Genomic DNA, 16495 nt, shown 5'->3' with positions numbered 1-16495 from the left:
GACCGACGCGTCCGGCGCCGCCGCCGGCCCCCGCATGGGCGGCCCTCGGCGCCGGCGCGTTCGGGCAGCCGTACCGCTACCGCTCCTCCTCCCCGGAGCGGTAGCTCTGGTCTTCCTGCTCCTGCCGCTGGTCGCCCTGCTGGTGCGGGCCCCCTGGAGCAGCCTCCCGTCCCTGCTGACCAGCACCGAGGTGTGGCAGGCCCTCCAGCTCTCCCTGATCTGCGCCACCGCGGCGACGGCCGTCAGCCTCGTCCTGGGCGTCCCCCTGGCCTGGCTGCTGGCCCGCACGGAGTTCCCCGGCCGGGGCTTGGTCCGCGCACTGGTCACCCTCCCCCTCGTCCTCCCCCCGGTGGTCGGCGGTGTGGCCCTGCTCCTCGCCCTGGGCCGCAACGGGGTGGTCGGCCAGTGGCTGGACGCCTGGTTCGGCATCACCCTCCCCTTCACCACGGCGGGCGTGGTGGTCGCCGAGTCCTTCGTGGCCATGCCGTTCCTGGTGATCAGCGTCGAGGGCACGCTCCGCGCCGCCGACCCCCGCTACGAGGAAGCGGCCACCACACTGGGCGCCTCCCGCTTCACGGCGTTCCGCCGGGTCACGCTCCCCCTCATCGCCCCCGGCATCGCGGCCGGCGCGGTCCTGGCCTGGGCCCGCGCGCTCGGCGAGTTCGGAGCGACGATCACGTTCGCCGGCAACTTCCCCGGCCGCACCCAGACCATGCCGCTCGCCGTCTACCTCGCCCTGCAGAACGACCCCGACACGGCGATCGCACTCAGCCTGGTGCTGCTGACGGTGTCGATCGCGGTGCTCGCGGCATTGCGGGATCGTTGGATGACGGCATCATGAGAACGCCCCTCTGGACGACACCCCGATGACAGACCCACACCCCGCAGCGGCAGACAACACCCAGCCACCCCACGGCCTGTCAACGTCCGCCGACGACACACAACCACCCCGCGGCCTGCCGACAGCCGCCGACGGTGCGCAACCTCCCCGGCGGCCACCCGCAGCCGCCGGCGGTGCGCAATCTCCCCACCACGGACCACCTGCAGCCGCCGATGGCGCGCAGCCCCCACAGGGGCCACCCGCACCTGACACTGACAGCCGCACAGGTGGTGCGGGTGGGAACCCAAACCCGGCCGAAGGCCGGGTACCCACCACGCACCCGCACCCGACCACGCACCCGACCACCCACGGCCTCCACGCCCACCTCGTCGTCACCCGCCCCACCTTCCACCTGGACATCACCCTCACCGCCGCCCCCGGCGAGGTCGTCGCCCTCCTCGGCCCCAACGGCGCCGGAAAGACCACCGCCCTCCGCGCCCTGGCCGGCCTCACCCCCCTCACCACCGGCCACCTCCACCTCGACGGCACGGAGTTGGACCGCACACCCCCCGAATCCCGCCCGGTCGGCGTCGTCTTCCAGGACTACCTCCTCTTCCCCCACCTCACGGCCCTCGACAACGTCGCCTTCGGCCCCCGCTGCCACGGCGCGACCAAGGCCGACGCCCGCACCCAGGCCGCCGCCTGGCTCGACCGCATGGGCCTCACCGAACACGCCGGCGTCAAACCCCGCCGTCTCTCCGGCGGCCAGGCCCAGCGCGTCGCGCTGGCCCGCGCCCTGGCCACCCGCCCCCGCCTCCTCCTCCTGGACGAACCCCTCGCCGCCCTCGACGCCCGCACCCGCCTTGACGTACGGTCCCAACTCCGCCGCCATCTGGCCGAGTTCGAGGCCGTAGCCGTCCTGGTCACGCACGACCCGCTGGACGCCATGGTGCTGGCCGACCGCCTGATCGTCATCGAGGACGGCCGCGTCGTCCAGGAGGGCACCCCCGCCGACATCGCCCGCCACCCGCGCACCGACTACATCGCCCACCTGGTCGGTCTCAACCTCTACCGGGGCCGGGCCGAGGGCCACACCGTCGAACTGGAGACGGGCCCCTCGAACACCACCATCATCACCACCACCGAAGTCCTCGCCGGTGACGTCTTCGTCGCGTTCCCGCCGAGCGCCGTCACCCTCTTCCGGGACCGCCCCACCGGCGCCAGCGCCCGCAACCTCTGGCGCTGCGAGGTCGTCGGCCTGGAGACCCACGGCGACCAGATCCGCGCCGACCTGACCGGCGAACTCGCCCTCGCCGCCGACCTCACCACGGTCGCCGCCGCCGAACTGGACCTGCACCCGGGGGCCCCGGTCTGGGCGACGGTGAAGGCGACCCAGACGCACGCCTACCCGGCGTAGCACCACACGGCAGAGGCCCCGCCGAAGCGGGGCCTCTGGCACGCGATCCCTGTGCGTCAGTCCTCGTACGCGTCCAGCGGCGGGCACGAGCACACCAGGTTCCGGTCACCGAAGGCCTGGTCGATCCGGCGCACCGGCGGCCAGTACTTGTCGGCGGCGGACACCCCGGCGGGGAAGACGGCCTCCTCCCGGCTGTACGCGTGCTTCCACTCGCCGCCCAGCGCACCGGCGGTGTGCGGAGCGCCGCGCAGCGGGTTGTCGTCGGCGGGCCACTCCCCCGCCCCGACCTTGTCGATCTCCGCACGGATGGCGATCATCGCCTCGCAGAACCGGTCCAGCTCGCCGAGGTCCTCGGACTCGGTCGGCTCGATCATCAGCGTGCCGGCCACCGGGAAGGACATCGTCGGCGCGTGGAAGCCGTAGTCGATGAGCCGCTTGGCGACGTCGTCGACGCTCACTCCGGTCGCCTTGGTCAGCGGCCGCAGGTCGATGATGCACTCGTGCGCGACGAGCCCGCCGGGCCCGGTGTAGAGCACGGGGAAGTGCGGCTCCAGCCGCTTGGCGACGTAGTTGGCGCTGAGCACGGCCACCTGCGTGGCCCGCTTCAGCCCCTCGCCGCCCATGAGCCGGACGTACGCCCACGAGATCGGCAGGATCCCCGCCGAGCCCCACGGCGCGGCCGAGATCGGCCCGACGCCCGTCTCCGGCCCGGCGGCGGGCTGCAGCGGGTGGTTCGGCAGGTACGGCGCGAGGTGGGCGCGCACCGCCACCGGACCGACACCGGGACCGCCGCCGCCGTGCGGGATGCAGAAGGTCTTGTGCAGGTTGAGGTGCGAGACGTCGCCGCCGAAGTGACCCGGCTTGGCGACGCCGACCAGGGCGTTGAGGTTGGCCCCGTCGACGTACACCTGGCCGCCGGCCTCGTGCACCTGCGCGCAGATGTCGGCGACGTGCTCCTCGAACACACCGTGCGTGGACGGGTAGGTGATCATCAGCACGGCGAGCTCGTCGCGGTGCTGCTCGATCTTCGCCCGCAGGTCCGCGACGTCGATCTCGCCGTCCTCGGCGGTCTTCACGACGACGACCTTCATGCCCGCCATCACGGCGCTGGCGGCGTTGGTGCCGTGCGCGGACGACGGAATCAGGCACACGGTCCGCTGCGCGTCCCCGTTGGCCCGGTGGTACGCGCGTACGGCGAGCAGCCCGGCCAGCTCACCCTGCGATCCGGCGTTGGGCTGCAGGGAGACGCTGTCGTACCCGGTGACCTCGGCGAGCCGCTCCTCCAGCTCGCGGATGAGGGTCAGGTAGCCCTGCGCCTGCTCGGCGGGCGCGAACGGGTGCAGCTGGCCGAACTCGGGCCAGGTGACCGGTTCCATCTCGGTGGTCGCGTTGAGCTTCATGGTGCAGGAGCCCAGCGGGATCATGCCCCGGTCCAGCGCGTAGTCCCGGTCGGCGAGCCGGCGCAGGTAACGCAGCATCGCGGTCTCGGAGCGGTGCTGCTGGAAGACGGGGTGGGTGAGATAGCCGTCGGTGCGCAGCAGTGCCTCGGGCAGCGTGTCCTCGGCAACGGCGTCCAGCGCCTCGACGTCGCCCTCGACGCCGAAGGCCGTCCAGACGGCGCTCAGCTGGGCGCGGGTGGTGGTCTCGTCGCAGGCCATGGAGACGTGGCCGGCGTCGACGAGCCGCAGGTTGACGCCCCCCTCGCGGGCGGCGGCGACGATCTCGGCGGCCTTGCCGGGCACCCGGGCGGTGAGGGTGTCGAAGTAGGCGCCGTGGACGATCCCGACACCGCCGGCCTTGAGCCCCGCGGCGAGGATCGTGGCGTAGCGATGCGTCCGCTGGGCGATGGCCCTGAGCCCCTCGGGCCCGTGGTAGACGGCGTACATGCCGGCCATCACGGCGAGCAGCACCTGCGCGGTGCAGATGTTGCTGGTGGCCTTCTCCCGCCGGATGTGCTGCTCACGGGTCTGCAGCGCCAGCCGGTACGCCCTGTTGCCGTCGGCGTCCACGGAGACGCCCACGAGCCGTCCGGGCAGGCTGCGTGCGAACTTCTCGCGGACCGCCATGTAACCGGCGTGCGGCCCGCCGAAGCCCATCGGCACACCGAACCGCTGGGTGGTGCCGACGGCGATGTCGGCCCCGAGCTCACCCGGCGAGGTCAGCAGGGTCAGCGCGAGCAGGTCGGCGGCGACGGTGACGAGCGCGCCGATCTCGTGCGCCTGCTCGACGACGGCCTTGATGTCGCGTACGGCACCGGAGGCGCCGGGGTACTGGATCAGCACGCCATTGACCTCACGCGCGGCGAGGTCGGCCGGGATCCCGTCGCTCAGATCGGCGACCACGACCTCCACGCCCGTCGGCTCGGCGCGGGTCTGGATCACGGCGACGGTCTGCGGCAGCGCGTCCGCGTCGACGACGAAGACGCCCTTCTTGTTCTTGCCCATGCGCAGCGACAGGGCCATGGCCTCGGCGGCGGCCGTGCCCTCGTCGAGCAGCGAGGCACCGGAGGTGGGCAGCCCGGTGAGGTCGGCGACCACGGTCTGGAAGTTCAGCAGCGCTTCCAGCCGGCCCTGGGAGATCTCCGGCTGGTACGGCGTGTAGGCCGTGTACCAGGCGGGGTTCTCCATCACGTTGCGCAGGATGACGGGCGGCGTGAAGGTCCCGTAGTACCCCAGCCCGATCATCGAGTCGAGCACCTGGTTCCGGTCGGCCAGCGACCGCAGCTCGGCCAGCACCTCGGCCTCGGTCCGGGCGCCCGGCAGCTCCAGGCGGTCGGCGTTCTTGATCACGTCCGGCACGGCGGCGGCGGTCAGCTCGTCGAGCGAGCCGTACCCGACCTGGGCGAGCATCTTGGCCCGAGCCTCGTGATCGGGCCCGATATGGCGCTGCTCGAAGGGAATACCCTGCTCGAGCTCTGAGAGCGGAACACGCTGGGCGGTCATTGCGGAGGCCTCCTGGTCTGACGCGACCTTCGAGGGGTACCCCGGCGCGGGTACCCCGACGGCCTCCCCCTCTGTCATCTCAACCTGAGAGCTTCACCGGTGCCGCCTCTGCGGTCTCCCGGCTTTCACCGTCGGTGAGGGCGGACACCGTCGACGTCCGCCCTGCTTTCCAGAGTGACCTCGTCCGTGCGGTACGTGGGCCTGAGAGATTCCGGGGAGGATTTGCTCCTTCGGCGCCTCCGGTTGCCCGGAGGACTCTCCCGCACGGGGTCAGCAGCCGCTGCCAGCCTACCAGCGAGGGCAACGCCAGGGCCTTCGAGTGGCCGCCTCCTCCAATGTGCTCTTTTGTAGTGCTTACGGATGAGTTGCGACCAAGTGGAGGGCCCGTGCTGACCGACATCGATCCGCGCAACCTGATCGGCCGCAAGGCGTTCGACCGCAACGGCACGAAGATCGGCACGATCGACGAGGTGTACCTCGACGACGCGACGGGCGTGCCGGAGTGGGCGGCCATACGCACCGGCCTGTTCTCCCGGGACGCCTTCGTGCCCCTGGAACCCAGCGAACTGGTCGAGGGCACCCTGCACGTCCCCTTCGACCGCGCCCTGATCAAGGACGCCCCCGACTTCGGCGTGGGCCGCCACCTCTCCCCCGAGCAGGAACTCCAGCTCTACCACCACTACGGCCTGGACACGGCTCCCCCTCCCCACGGCCACCCGGACCACGATTTCGGCAAGCTGGCAGGCACGGAGGACACGGGGTCGTAAGGCCGACGCCGGGGCGCTGCCCAGCCGCCCGTCCCGACTACTCAGCTACCCAGCTGCGGGCAGTCGTGCCGGTGGGGCGGCACGGGTGGGCGCAGCGGCACCCCGCCAACGCGGGCGAGTGAAATCCCCCGCACCCAGCCCACACCCCGGTCACGCCCCCACCCCGTCCACCGCAACCCCCTGTCATCCCGGCACCAACGGCAACGGCTCCGCCGGCTCCAGCCCAGGGTCCTCGACCCGAAACGTCCGCACCCTCCCCGGCTCCAGGGACCCCGGCGTCTCGAACCGCACCGTCACCCGCCCCAGCCCGCTCCCCTGCACCCATCCGTGCCCGTACTCGGCATGCCGTACATCGTGCCCCGCGGGCCACCGCCGCTCGGCAGCCACCTGTTCCTCCGCTACCGGCTCCGCAACGTCCTCGTCCGCCGCCGCGGACTCCGCCGCCCCCTCCCCTGCCGCCGCCTGCGCGAACAGATCCTCCTGCGTGTAGTCGGCCAGCCCCGACACCCCCACGCCCAGCAACCGCACACCCCCCGTCGTGTCCACCGAGTCCAGCAGCCGCGCGGCCGCCTCCCGCACCACCGCCGGATCGTCGGTCGGCCCCCGCAGCGTCTCCGACCGGGTGAGCGTCGAGAAGTCGTACCGCCGTACCTTGAGCACGATGGTCCGACCCGACAGCCCGGCCCCCCGCAGCCGCCGCACGCACCGGTCGGCCAGCCGCTGCACCTCGATCCCCACCCGCAGCCGGTCGTGGATGTCCACGTCGTAGGTGTCCTCGACCGACACCGACTTCGTCTCCCGCTCGGCCACCACGGGCCGCTCGTCGTGCGCGAGCGCCATCGCGTACAGCGCGTGCCCGTGGGCCTTGCCGAGCAGCCGGACCAGCTCGTCCTCCCCGGCCTCGGCGATCTCGTCGACCGTGGCGATCCCGGCCCGCCGCAGATGGTCCCCGGTCGCCGGCCCCACCCCCGGCAGGGTCCGTACCGTCATGGGCCCCAGCATCGCCCGCTCCGTGCCCGGCTCGATCAGCACCAGCCCGTCCGGCTTGGCCTGCTCGGAGGCGATCTTCGCGAGCATCTTGGAGGCGGCGAGCCCGACGGACCCGGACAGCCCCGTGGCGGCCCGTATGTCCGCGCGCAGCCTCTCTCCCACCAGCCGGGCCGACCCGGCGTCCCAGGCCGTCTCACCGGCCTCCAGATCCACGAACGCCTCGTCCAGGCTCAGCGGCTCCACCAGCGGCGAGAGCCCGCGCAGCAGCCCCATCACCTGCTCGCTGATCGACCGGTACAGCCCGAAGCGCGGCACCAGGTACGCGGCGTTCGGCGCCAGCCGCCGTGCCTGCCCCATCGGCATCGCGGAGTGCACCCCGAAGACCCGGGCCTCGTACGACGCGGTGGCCACCACACCGCGGGGTCCGAGCCCGCCCACGACCACGGCCTTCCCGCGCAGGCTCGGCTTGGACGCCTGCTCCACCGAGGCGAAGAAGGCATCCATGTCGAGATGCAGGATCGTGGGCGCGTTTCTCACATCTCCGATGCTGCACCACAGCACTGACAATGCCCCGGCACGGGACCGTGCCGGGGCATCACCAGAGGCTTTCAGACCGCCCGGTTGCGCCGCCGGGCCAGCTCGTCGGCCGGGTTGTGCCCGACGAGCGTCTCGCCGGTGTCGACGCGCTCTCCGTGCAGCTGGGAGAGCGCGCTCTCCACGTCCCGCCACACCACACCGACCGCGATCCCGAAGATGCCCTGACCGCCCTGGAGCAGGGCGTGCACCTCGTCCGGCGAGGTGCACTCGTAGACCGTGGCGCCGTCGCTCATCAGGGTCATGCGCTCCAGGTCGCGGAAACCGCGTTCCCTGAGGTGCTGGACCGCGGTGCGGATGTTCTGGAGGGAGACCCCGGTGTCCAGGAACCGCTTGACGATCTTCAGGACGACGACGTCCCGGAAGCTGTACAGACGCTGGGTGCCCGACCCGTAGGCGGGCCGCACGCTGGGCTCGACCAGGCCGGTACGGGCCCAGTAGTCGAGCTGCCGGTAGGTGATGCCGGCCGCCGCACAGGCCGTGGGCCCTCGGTAGCCGATCTCCTCGGTCGCCATGGACGCCGCCCCTCCGCCGCTCGGCACTGCGGTCGGCCGCTGTGGGGCGTGACCGGCAGTGCTGCTGTGAAGCGGGTACGGAAGGCTCTCCCCGAAACCGCGTTCCGGGGCACCCCCAGCCGTACCGTCGCCGCTGCTTCTCACGCCGACCTCCGTCCTTGACCTGCCTTCTCGACGGTAGGCAGTCACCAGGGGTGCGTCAACGATCGCCACACTCGGCACGCCGAGTGATAATCACCCTAGGAGTGGTTTCCCGTGCTCCACCGCGGGGAAAGGCTAGCCGAATGCTCTGGCGGCAAGCCGTAGGACGCTCTCAATGGCCGCTGGCAATTGCCCATGAGTTTCGGCTGTGACCAGCCCCGAACCGGCCCGTCACCGGCCTTCTGTCACGAACCGGCCCGTCACCGACCTCCTGGTGGGTGACGGGCCGCTGTGGTCCCTCACTGGCTGCTGGTGCCGAAGTCCTCGGGCGAGATCTGGTCGAGGAACTCGCGGAACTTCTCCACCTCGTCCTCCTGCTCGTCCGGGATCGCGATGCCCGCGTCGTCCAGCACCGTGTCGCTGCCGTAGATCGGCGTTCCGGTCCGCAGCGCCAGCGCTATGGCGTCGGACGGACGGGCACTCACCTCGACCCCGCTGGCGAAGACCAGCTCCGCGTAGAAGACGCCCTCACGCAGGTCCGTGATGCGCACTTCGGTGAGCTCCTGGCCGACGGCCTCCAGCACGTCCTTGAACAGGTCGTGGGTCAGCGGCCTGGCAGGCGCCATGCCCTGCTGGGCGAACGCGATCGCCGTCGCCTCCCCCGGCCCGATCCAGATGGGGAGGTAACGGTCGCCTCCCACTTCGCGCAGGAGCACGATCGGTTGGTTGGAGGGCATTTCCACCCGGACACCTACGACATCGAGCTCGTTCACACAGCAACCCTAGGCCGTGCCCGGGACGTTTGGGTAGTCGGGCCGGGAACGCGCGCCCGATCCGGCCTCCGCCCGGGTCCTGTCGTGGTAGTCACGGCAACCGCACCCCGAGGGCGGTCTGCACCAGTGCCGAGTGCAGCTTCACCGTGAGCGCCGCCAGCTCCTTCGCACGGGCCTCCGCATGGGCCCTGGTCTGCGGGTTGCGGTGGCGCTTGAGCGGGGCCACCACCTGGTCCACCAGGCCGGCCTCGCGGTCGGCGGCGGCCTTCATCACCCGCAGGTGACGCGGCTCGATCCCGAACCGGCCCAGCTCGGCCACGAGCGAGGCCACGGTGACCGTCTCGGCGTCGTACACACCGCTCTCCAGCGGAGCGATCAGTCCGTACGACTCCCACTCCGTGAGGCAGTTCTCGTCGATGTCGGCGGCCGCGAGCAGCTCGTCCCGGCCGATCCTGGCCACCGTGGGCACCTCGGCGACCGTCGGCACCGGCTCACCGTCGCGCTGCCGCCCCAGCACGGGCAGCTGTACCGCCTCGCCGCGCGCCATGGCTTCCAGGTACTCCCGGATGACCTTGAGCGGCAGATAGTGGTCCCGCTGCATCCGCAGGACGTGTCCCAGCCGCTCCACGTCCCCGGCGCTGAACTTCCGGTACCCGGAAGGGGTCCGGCGCGGCTCGATGAGCCCCTCCGACTCCAGGAAACGGATCTTGGAGATGGTGACTTCGGGGAACTCGTCGCGCAGCACGTTCAGCACCGTGCCGATGCTCATCAGCCCGGGTTCCGTGGCGGCGGTGCCGTGACCGGTACCGCCGCTCGGTGTGTGCAGCATGGACCTTCTTCCCTGGGGTCCCCGAACGAGGTCCGGCGGGGTCAGATGCCGTGCCGGCTCGCGTAGAAGACCAGCCGGTACTTGCCGATCTGGACCTCGTCACCGTTCGACAGGGCGACCTGGTCGATGCGCTCCCGGTTGACGTACGTACCGTTGAGGCTGCCGACGTCGGCCACCGTGAACGAGCCGTCCGGCTGGCGGCGGAACTCCACGTGCCGGCGCGAGACCGTCACGTCGTCCAGGAAGATGTCGCTCTGCGGGTGGCGGCCGGCCGTGGTCAGGTCGCTGTCCAGCAGGAAGCGGCTGCCCGAGTTGGGGCCGCGGCGCACCACCAGCAGCGCGGAGCCGAGCGGCAGCGCGTCGACCGCCGCCTGCGCCTCGGGTGAGAGCGACGGCATCTGGGTCTGGCCGGTGACCTCGGCGTCGTAGGCCTCCAGACCGGAGATCGAGATCGTGGACGTCGTCTCCGACGCACGCTCGGGGACGGCGCCCGCACGCAGCGGGGCTCCGCAGTTGGAACAGAAGCGGGCGTTCTCCGCGTTGCGGTTACCGCACCTCGTACAAACCAGGGCCGACATGGACGGATCCTCCTGCCGCGGCTGCCCCGCCGGGGCGTTGGACGCGTACGGGCCGGAGGCGAACCCTCCACCCGCACCTGAGGTTGACGGTTGCCCGAAACCTATGCCGCCGGAGTGGGACGGGTCAACTGACGGCGCGCCCTGACCTCCCGAAATGTCACCCCCCGGACCAGCCACCTGATCCCGGAACAGCGGGCGCTGGCCCTCCGCGTCGGGCTGTGCCCGATGGCGAGCGGTCGCGTTGTCGCTACCCTCTCGCGCGCTCTTGCCGAACAACTTCGCAAACAACTTCACGGGCGATTCCCCTTGACCGAAACAGACCCGCCCGTGGGGCAGGACGAACCCTGACTGAATAAACCGGCCGACCCGGACAACCACACAACGTCCGTATCCACCAGACAGTTTCCACCACGCTCCGGTTCCCCGGTGCGCCGACCCCCCGCATCCTCATGCCCCCGCCCGACGTCCCCCATGCACCGCCGGTTCACTGTGAGGACGACCGAGCGTAGTCAGGCTGCTTCGCCGGTCGCAAGGCATCCACCACGATCTTGGCCGACCGCTCGACGGTCACAGTCGCCTGTTCCTTCTCCAGGGTCTGCACCACGCCTCCGGGGATGTTGAGAGCCGGTTCGAGATCCTGCGGCTTGCCGATCACCCTGAAAACGTAGGGCTGGGTGATCTTGTTCCCGTCGACGCTCACACTCTTCCCCGAGTCGGTGAGGTAGGTACCGGCGATCACCCGTACCCCGTTCACCTGGATCGCCTCCGCACCGGCCGCGCGCAGCTCCTGGATCGCGTCGAGCAGCATGTCCGCCTGCACCGTCCCCTTCGGGTCGTCGACCGTCATCGTGATGCCAGGACCCTGCGCCGCCACGGTGCCCGCGAGAATGCCGAGTTGCCTCTCCTTCTCTGCCGTCTGCCTGCGGGCCTCCGCCGCCTGGTCGGAGCTGCTCTGCAACTCCTGGCGCTGCTTCTCGAGTCCTGTCTTCTCGTCCTCAAGACGCTGAGTACGGTCGTCCAGTTCATCGAGAATGCGAACAAGATCTTCCTGACGGGCCCCGCGCAGCGCGCTGTCGCTGTCGCTGTTCGACGCCACCTGCACGGCGAGCCCGAATCCGAGCCCGAACAGCAGCACGGCGACGATCAGTTGCGCCCTGCTCACCCGTGGCGGCCACAGCCCCTGGACCAGCCGCTGCCGGCCGGTCGACCCGGCCTCCGGCTTCGGTTCCGCGGCGGACTCGGCCTCCGGCGCCGCGGCGGGCACCTCGGCCGGAAGTTCTCTGCGCAGCCGGTGCTCGGGCTGCTTCTCGTGCTTGTGCTGGTGCTCGTGCTCGCTCATGCCGCTCACGCCCGGAAGACGTGACGCCGGATCGCCGCGGCGTTGGAGAAGATACGGATACCGAGGACCACCACGACGCCCGTGGACAGCTGCGAGCCCACACCCAACTTGTCGCCGAGGAAGACGATCAGCGCGGCCACCACCACGTTCGACAGGAACGACACCACGAAGACCTTGTCGTCGAAGATCCCGTCCAGCATGGCCCGCAGACCGCCGAAGACGGCGTCGAGCGCCGCGACGACGGCGATCGGCAGATACGGCTCGACGACCGCCGGAACCTCAGGCCGGACCAACAGTCCGGCCACGACGCCCACGACGAGGCCAAGTACGGCGATCACGATGTGCCCTTCTCAGTCTTCTCGGTGTACGGCTGTGCAGTACGTACGATCACGCTCGGAGCAGCGGGCAACCGGACGTCACTCTCCGTGGAGATGGTCGCCCGGATGTCGAAGTTCTCCTCCAGGGCGTGCAGGTACAGCCCATCGGGGCTGTCCTGGAACCTGGAGCCGAGTTTCGCCCCGTCCCCCACCGCCAGCACCGTGTACGGCGGTACCAGCGGCCTGTTGTCGACCAGTATCGCGTCCCCCGCGGCCCTGATCGCGGACAGCGCGGTCAGCCGCTGCCCGTTGATGGAGATCGCCTCGGCGCCCGAGGCCCACAGCCCGTTCACGACGCGCTGCATGTCATGGTCCCGCACCCGGCCGGTGTCGGAGAACCCCGAGGTCTCCCGGGGATTGCCGGCGTCGCCGCCCGAGGAGGCCTCCTTGGCGTCGTTCACCACCAGCTTCACACCGGGGCCGCGCACCGCCGTGGCGCCCGACAGGACGCCCACCAGGTCCGCCTGCCCACTTCCGCCGCTCTCCTTCAGGGCGGACCGCTGACGGGCGCTGACGTCGTCCCGCAGCTTGTCGACATTGGTCTCCAGCTTGTCCGCGGCCGCCGTCTCCCGGTCGATCCGGTCGATCAGCTCCTGACGCTCCTTCGCCACGACGGGCGCCGTCACGCGCGCCTGCGCCGCTCCCACGGTCACCACGAGGGCCGCCAGCACCAGACCACCGGCGAGACCCAGCCTGGCCCGGAGGGTCTTCGGCATGCCGCCTTCCTGCCCCTGAGCCCGCTTCCGGGCGGCCGCCTCGGCATACCCGTCGTCGAGGCTGTGGTCCATGACGTTGGTGATCAACGACATGGAGGCGTCCGGGCGCGACGGCCGGGCGGCGCTGCTCCGAACGGGGGGTTGCTGCGGCATGCCGCACATCGTCGCACGTCGCGACCAGTACCTCCGAACGGCCCCACCGGCGTGCCGGACCGGCCCCCGTGGGGACACATGTCCGGCACGCACGCGTGCAGCGGTTTTACCGTCCGGCGCTGTCCACGGTCGCCGACCACTCGTCCAACAGGGCCTGCGCGGAGGCGTCATCGGGCCCCTCGGCCCACAGATGGGTGACCGCCTCGGCCGGGTCGGGCAGCACCATCACCCAGCGCCCGTCGGTCTCGACGACCCGCACGCCGTCCGTGGTGTCGACGAAGCGATCCCCGGCCGCCTCGACGACACGCCGCATGACCAGTCCCTTGACAGCCCACGGGGTCGCCAGGTCCCGCTTGAGGACATGCGCCCGCGGGATCCGGGCGTCGATCTGGCTGAGGGTGAGCTGCGTCCGCGCCACCAGACCGATCAGGCGTACGAAGGCGGCCGTGCCGTCGTAGACGCTGCTGAACTCCGGAACGATGAACCCGCCCTTGCCGTCACCACCGAAGATGGTGCCTTCCTCCCGCCCCACACGCGTGAGGTCGTCGGGAGAGGTGGTCGTCCACTCGACCTGGGTGCCGTGGTACGCCGCCACCTGCTCGGCGATCCGGGTCGTGGTGACCGGAAGCGCCACCCGCCCGCTGCGCCGCTCGGCGGCGACCAGGTCGAGCATCACCAGCAGCGCCCGGTCGTCCTCGATGATGCGGCCCTTCTCGTCCACCAGGGACAGCCGCTCACCGACCGGGTCGAACCGCACGCCGAACGCGGCCCCGGAGGACGCCACAATCTCGCCCAGGCGCACCAGCCCCGCCCGCCGCTGATCGGCCGTCTCGGTGGGCCTGGCCTCGTTCAGACCGGGGTTGATGGTCAGCGAGTCCACACCGAGCTTGCCGAGCAGGCTGGGCAGCACGAGCCCGGCGCTGCCGTTCGAGGCGTCCACGACGACCTTGAGGCCCGCTTCGGCGATCCCGGTCGTGTCGACGTTGCGCAGCAGCGACCCGGTGTAGGAGTCGAAGACGCTGGCCGGGAAGTACAGGTCACCGATCTCACCGGGGAACGCACGCCGGTACTCCTGCCGCGCGAAGATCCGGTCCAGCTTGCGCTGGCTGGCCTGGGAGAGGTCGGCGCCCTGCCCGTCGAAGAACATGATGTCGACGGAGTCCGGCACCCCGGGCGAGGTCCGGATCATGATCCCGCCGGCGCTGCCCCGCCCGGTCTGCTGCCGCGCCACGGGCAACGGAACGTTCTCCAGGTCGCGTACGTCGATGGCGCTGGCCTGGAGCGCGGAGATCACCGCCCGCTTGAGCGCACGGGCACCGCGGGAGTGGTCACGGGCCGTCGTGACGGTGGACCCCTTCTTCAGGGTGGTGGCATACGCGCCGGCCAGCCGCACGGCCAGCTCCGGCGTGATCTCGACGTTCAGGATCCCCGACACACCACGGGCGCCGAACAGATGGGCCTGGCCCCGGGACTCCCAGATCACCGACGTGTTGACGAAGGCGCCGGCCTCGATGGTCTTGAAGGGATAGACCCGGACATTGCCCTGAACGATCGATTCTTCACCGATCAGGCACTCGTCACCGATGACCGCCCCGTCCTCGATCCGCGCGGCCCGCATGATGTCGGTGTTCTTCCCGACGACACAGCCCCGCAGATTGCTGTGCTGCCCGACGTACACGTTGTCGTGGACGACGGCCCGGTGCAGGAAGGCGCCGCTCTTGACGACGACATTGGACCCGACGACGGTGTGTTCCCGGATTTCCGCGCCGGCCTCGACCTTGGCGTAGTCACCGATGTACAACGGCCCGCGCAGATCTGCGTCCGCGTGCACCTCCGCCCCCTCGGCGACCCATACACCGGGGGATATCTCGAAGCCGTCGATGTCGACGTCGACCTTGCCCTCGAGGACGTCGGCCTGCGCCTTCACGTACGACTCGTGGGTACCGACGTCCTCCCAGTAGCCCTCGGCGATGTAGCCGTAGACCGGCTTCCCTTCCTTCATCAGCTGCGGGAAGACATCGCCGGACCAGTCGACGGGAACGTCCGCCTCGACGTAGTCGAATACCTCGGGCTCCATGACATAGATGCCCGTGTTCACCGTGTCGGAGAAGACCTGGCCCCAGGTCGGTTTCTCAAGGAAGCGCTCGACCTTGCCTTCCTCGTCGACGATGGTGATGCCGAATTCCAGCGGATTGGGCACCCGCGTCAGGCAGACCGTGACGAGCGCGCCCTTCGCCTTGTGGAAGTTGATCAGTTCGGTGAGGTCGAAGTCGGTCAGCGCATCGCCGGATATGACGAGGAAAGCATCGTCCTTCAACGCCTCTTCGGCGTTCTTGACGCTTCCGGCGGTACCGAGTGGCTTCTCCTCGTTGGCATAGGTGAGCTCCATACCGAGCTCCTCGCCGTCCCCGAAGTAGTTCTTGACCAGCGATGCCAGGAACTGCACAGTGACGACGGTCTCGGTGAGCCCATGCCTTTTGAGCAGCCGTAGCACGTGCTCCATGATCGGTCGGTTGACGACCGGAAGGAGTGGCTTGGGCATGCTGGAGGTCATGGGGCGAAGGCGAGTGCCTTCACCACCGGCCATCACGACGGCCTTCATGTCGGAAGCGTCCTCCTCTAAGAGATGACGGTCTAGCCGACTTCACCCGTCCAGATTGTCCCGCACTTTTCCGCCGCGGGCCATCGAGAGCAATCGAGGGGCCACTACGTCCGGACAATCGCCGAGCTCAATCGGCTGTGGCGTCCGCACGAACCAGGCGACGGACCTGCACCACGTAGAGCACTCCTGCCCACCAGTACAGGGTTGTACCCCACCCTGCGAACGCCCATCCGAAAATAGCAGCGAGTGACGAGATCCAACCGCTTCCGTCACTGAGCAGGAGGAGCGGGAACGCGTACATCAGATTGAACGTCGCGGCCTTCCCCAGGAAGTTCACCTGTGGCGGCGGATAGCCGTGCCGCCGGAGGATCCCCACCATCACCAGCAGAACCAGTTCACGCAGAAGTAGTGCGGCCGTCAGCCAGAGCGGCAGGATCTCCCGCCAGGTGAGTCCGACCAGCGTCGACAGCACGTAGAGCCGGTCCGCGGCGGGGTCCAGCAGCCGGCCGAGGCTGCTGATCTGGTTCCAGCGCCGGGCGAGCTTGCCGTCCAGGTAGTCGCTGACGCCGCTGAAGAGCAGTACCAGCAGGGCCCAGCCGTCGCTCTTGGGCCCGCCGAACTCGGGCCTGAGGACCAACCACAGGAAGACGGGCACGCCGACGAGACGCGCCATGCTGAGGATGTTCGGGATGGTGAGGACACGCTCCGTTTGGACACGCGTCTCCTGGACCTCCACCCGGGGGCCTCCTGTGGTGGGAAACGAGCCAACTTTTCCCCCTGACCCTACCTCAACGCAAAAAAGCTCTGGCTCTCGGGCATGTGCCCAAGAGCCAGAGCTCTAAAAGGAGTTCGGCGGTGTCCTACTCTCCCACAGGGTCCCCCCTGCAGTACCATCGGCGCTGTAAGGCTTAGCTTCCGGGTTCGGAATGTAACCGGGCGTTT

The 16495-nt window shown here is 70.2% G+C and carries 14 protein-coding genes, 1 rRNA gene and 1 riboswitch; of the genes, 3 read left to right on the top strand and 12 right to left on the bottom strand.

The genetic code is table 11. The features are described 5' to 3' along the window. The first annotated feature begins 34 nt into the window (after positions 1-34). Together modB and ACFWPQ_RS24325 are read left to right on the top strand one after the other, a co-directional pair. Positions 35-841, top strand: a complete 807-nt coding sequence (gene modB / locus ACFWPQ_RS24330; RefSeq protein ID WP_384038872.1) for a molybdate ABC transporter permease subunit — start codon at positions 35-37, stop codon at positions 839-841. 25 nt (positions 842-866) lie between these two features. Next, positions 867-2237, top strand: coding sequence for an ABC transporter ATP-binding protein (locus tag ACFWPQ_RS24325; protein ID WP_384038439.1), 1371 nt, complete (start codon positions 867-869; stop codon positions 2235-2237). A 56-nt stretch (positions 2238-2293) separates the two neighbouring features. Here ACFWPQ_RS24325 and gcvP read toward each other — a convergent pair whose 3' ends face one another. Next, positions 2294-5179, bottom strand: a complete 2886-nt coding sequence (gene gcvP, locus ACFWPQ_RS24320; protein WP_384038436.1) for an aminomethyl-transferring glycine dehydrogenase — start codon at positions 5177-5179, stop codon at positions 2294-2296. A gap of 179 nt (positions 5180-5358) precedes the next feature. Next, positions 5359-5452, bottom strand: a riboswitch (glycine riboswitch). Positions 5453-5565: 113 nt separating this feature from the next. Between gcvP and ACFWPQ_RS24315 the strand changes: the two genes are divergently transcribed. Continuing rightward, positions 5566-5946 carry a PRC-barrel domain-containing protein gene (locus ACFWPQ_RS24315; protein ID WP_384038433.1) on the top strand — a complete coding sequence of 127 codons (381 nt, stop codon included), beginning with the start codon at positions 5566-5568 and terminating at the stop codon, positions 5944-5946. Positions 5947-6129: 183 nt separating this feature from the next. On the opposite strand, the gene ACFWPQ_RS24310 is transcribed toward ACFWPQ_RS24315, so the two are convergent. The 11 genes from ACFWPQ_RS24310 to rrf form a co-directional block, all read right to left on the bottom strand. Then, positions 6130-7473: a DNA polymerase IV gene (locus ACFWPQ_RS24310; protein WP_384038430.1), complete on the bottom strand. Its 1344-nt coding sequence runs from the start codon at positions 7471-7473 to the stop codon at positions 6130-6132. A 71-nt stretch (positions 7474-7544) separates the two neighbouring features. Next, positions 7545-8189: a MerR family transcriptional regulator gene (locus tag ACFWPQ_RS24305; protein ID WP_383719550.1), complete on the bottom strand. Its 645-nt coding sequence runs from the start codon at positions 8187-8189 to the stop codon at positions 7545-7547. A gap of 296 nt (positions 8190-8485) precedes the next feature. Further along, a complete protein-coding gene (locus ACFWPQ_RS24300) occupies positions 8486-8959 on the bottom strand; it encodes a bifunctional nuclease family protein (protein ID WP_026253112.1) in 474 nt (157 codons plus the stop codon). A gap of 91 nt (positions 8960-9050) precedes the next feature. Then, positions 9051-9788, bottom strand: coding sequence for a MerR family transcriptional regulator (locus ACFWPQ_RS24295; protein WP_384038427.1), 738 nt, complete (start codon positions 9786-9788; stop codon positions 9051-9053). Positions 9789-9829: 41 nt separating this feature from the next. Further along, a complete protein-coding gene (locus tag ACFWPQ_RS24290) occupies positions 9830-10660 on the bottom strand; it encodes an FHA domain-containing protein (protein ID WP_384038424.1) in 831 nt (276 codons plus the stop codon). Positions 10661-10850: 190 nt separating this feature from the next. Then, complete coding sequence (locus ACFWPQ_RS24285) at positions 10851-11705, bottom strand: DUF881 domain-containing protein (protein ID WP_384038421.1); 855 nt, start codon at positions 11703-11705, stop codon at positions 10851-10853. Between the two features lie 5 nt (positions 11706-11710). Then, positions 11711-12043: a small basic family protein gene (locus tag ACFWPQ_RS24280; RefSeq protein WP_046727248.1), complete on the bottom strand. Its 333-nt coding sequence runs from the start codon at positions 12041-12043 to the stop codon at positions 11711-11713. After that, complete coding sequence (locus tag ACFWPQ_RS24275; protein ID WP_384038418.1) at positions 12040-12951, bottom strand: DUF881 domain-containing protein; 912 nt, start codon at positions 12949-12951, stop codon at positions 12040-12042. Before ACFWPQ_RS24275 ends, ACFWPQ_RS24280 begins: the two co-directional genes overlap by 4 nt. 106 nt (positions 12952-13057) lie before the next feature. Further along, positions 13058-15553, bottom strand: coding sequence for a mannose-1-phosphate guanyltransferase (locus ACFWPQ_RS24270; protein WP_361305937.1), 2496 nt, complete (start codon positions 15551-15553; stop codon positions 13058-13060). A gap of 127 nt (positions 15554-15680) precedes the next feature. Beyond that, complete coding sequence (locus tag ACFWPQ_RS24265; protein ID WP_384038415.1) at positions 15681-16289, bottom strand: CDP-alcohol phosphatidyltransferase family protein; 609 nt, start codon at positions 16287-16289, stop codon at positions 15681-15683. A 111-nt stretch (positions 16290-16400) separates the two neighbouring features. Then, a 5S ribosomal RNA gene (gene rrf, locus ACFWPQ_RS24260) occupies positions 16401-16495 on the bottom strand; the annotation flags it as partial.

This window comes from Streptomyces sp. NPDC058464 (assembly GCF_042721035.1).
Lineage (GTDB): Bacteria > Actinomycetota > Actinomycetes > Streptomycetales > Streptomycetaceae > Streptomyces.
Note: the sequence above shows the minus strand (reverse complement) of the source record. Positions and strands in the feature narration are given on the sequence as shown.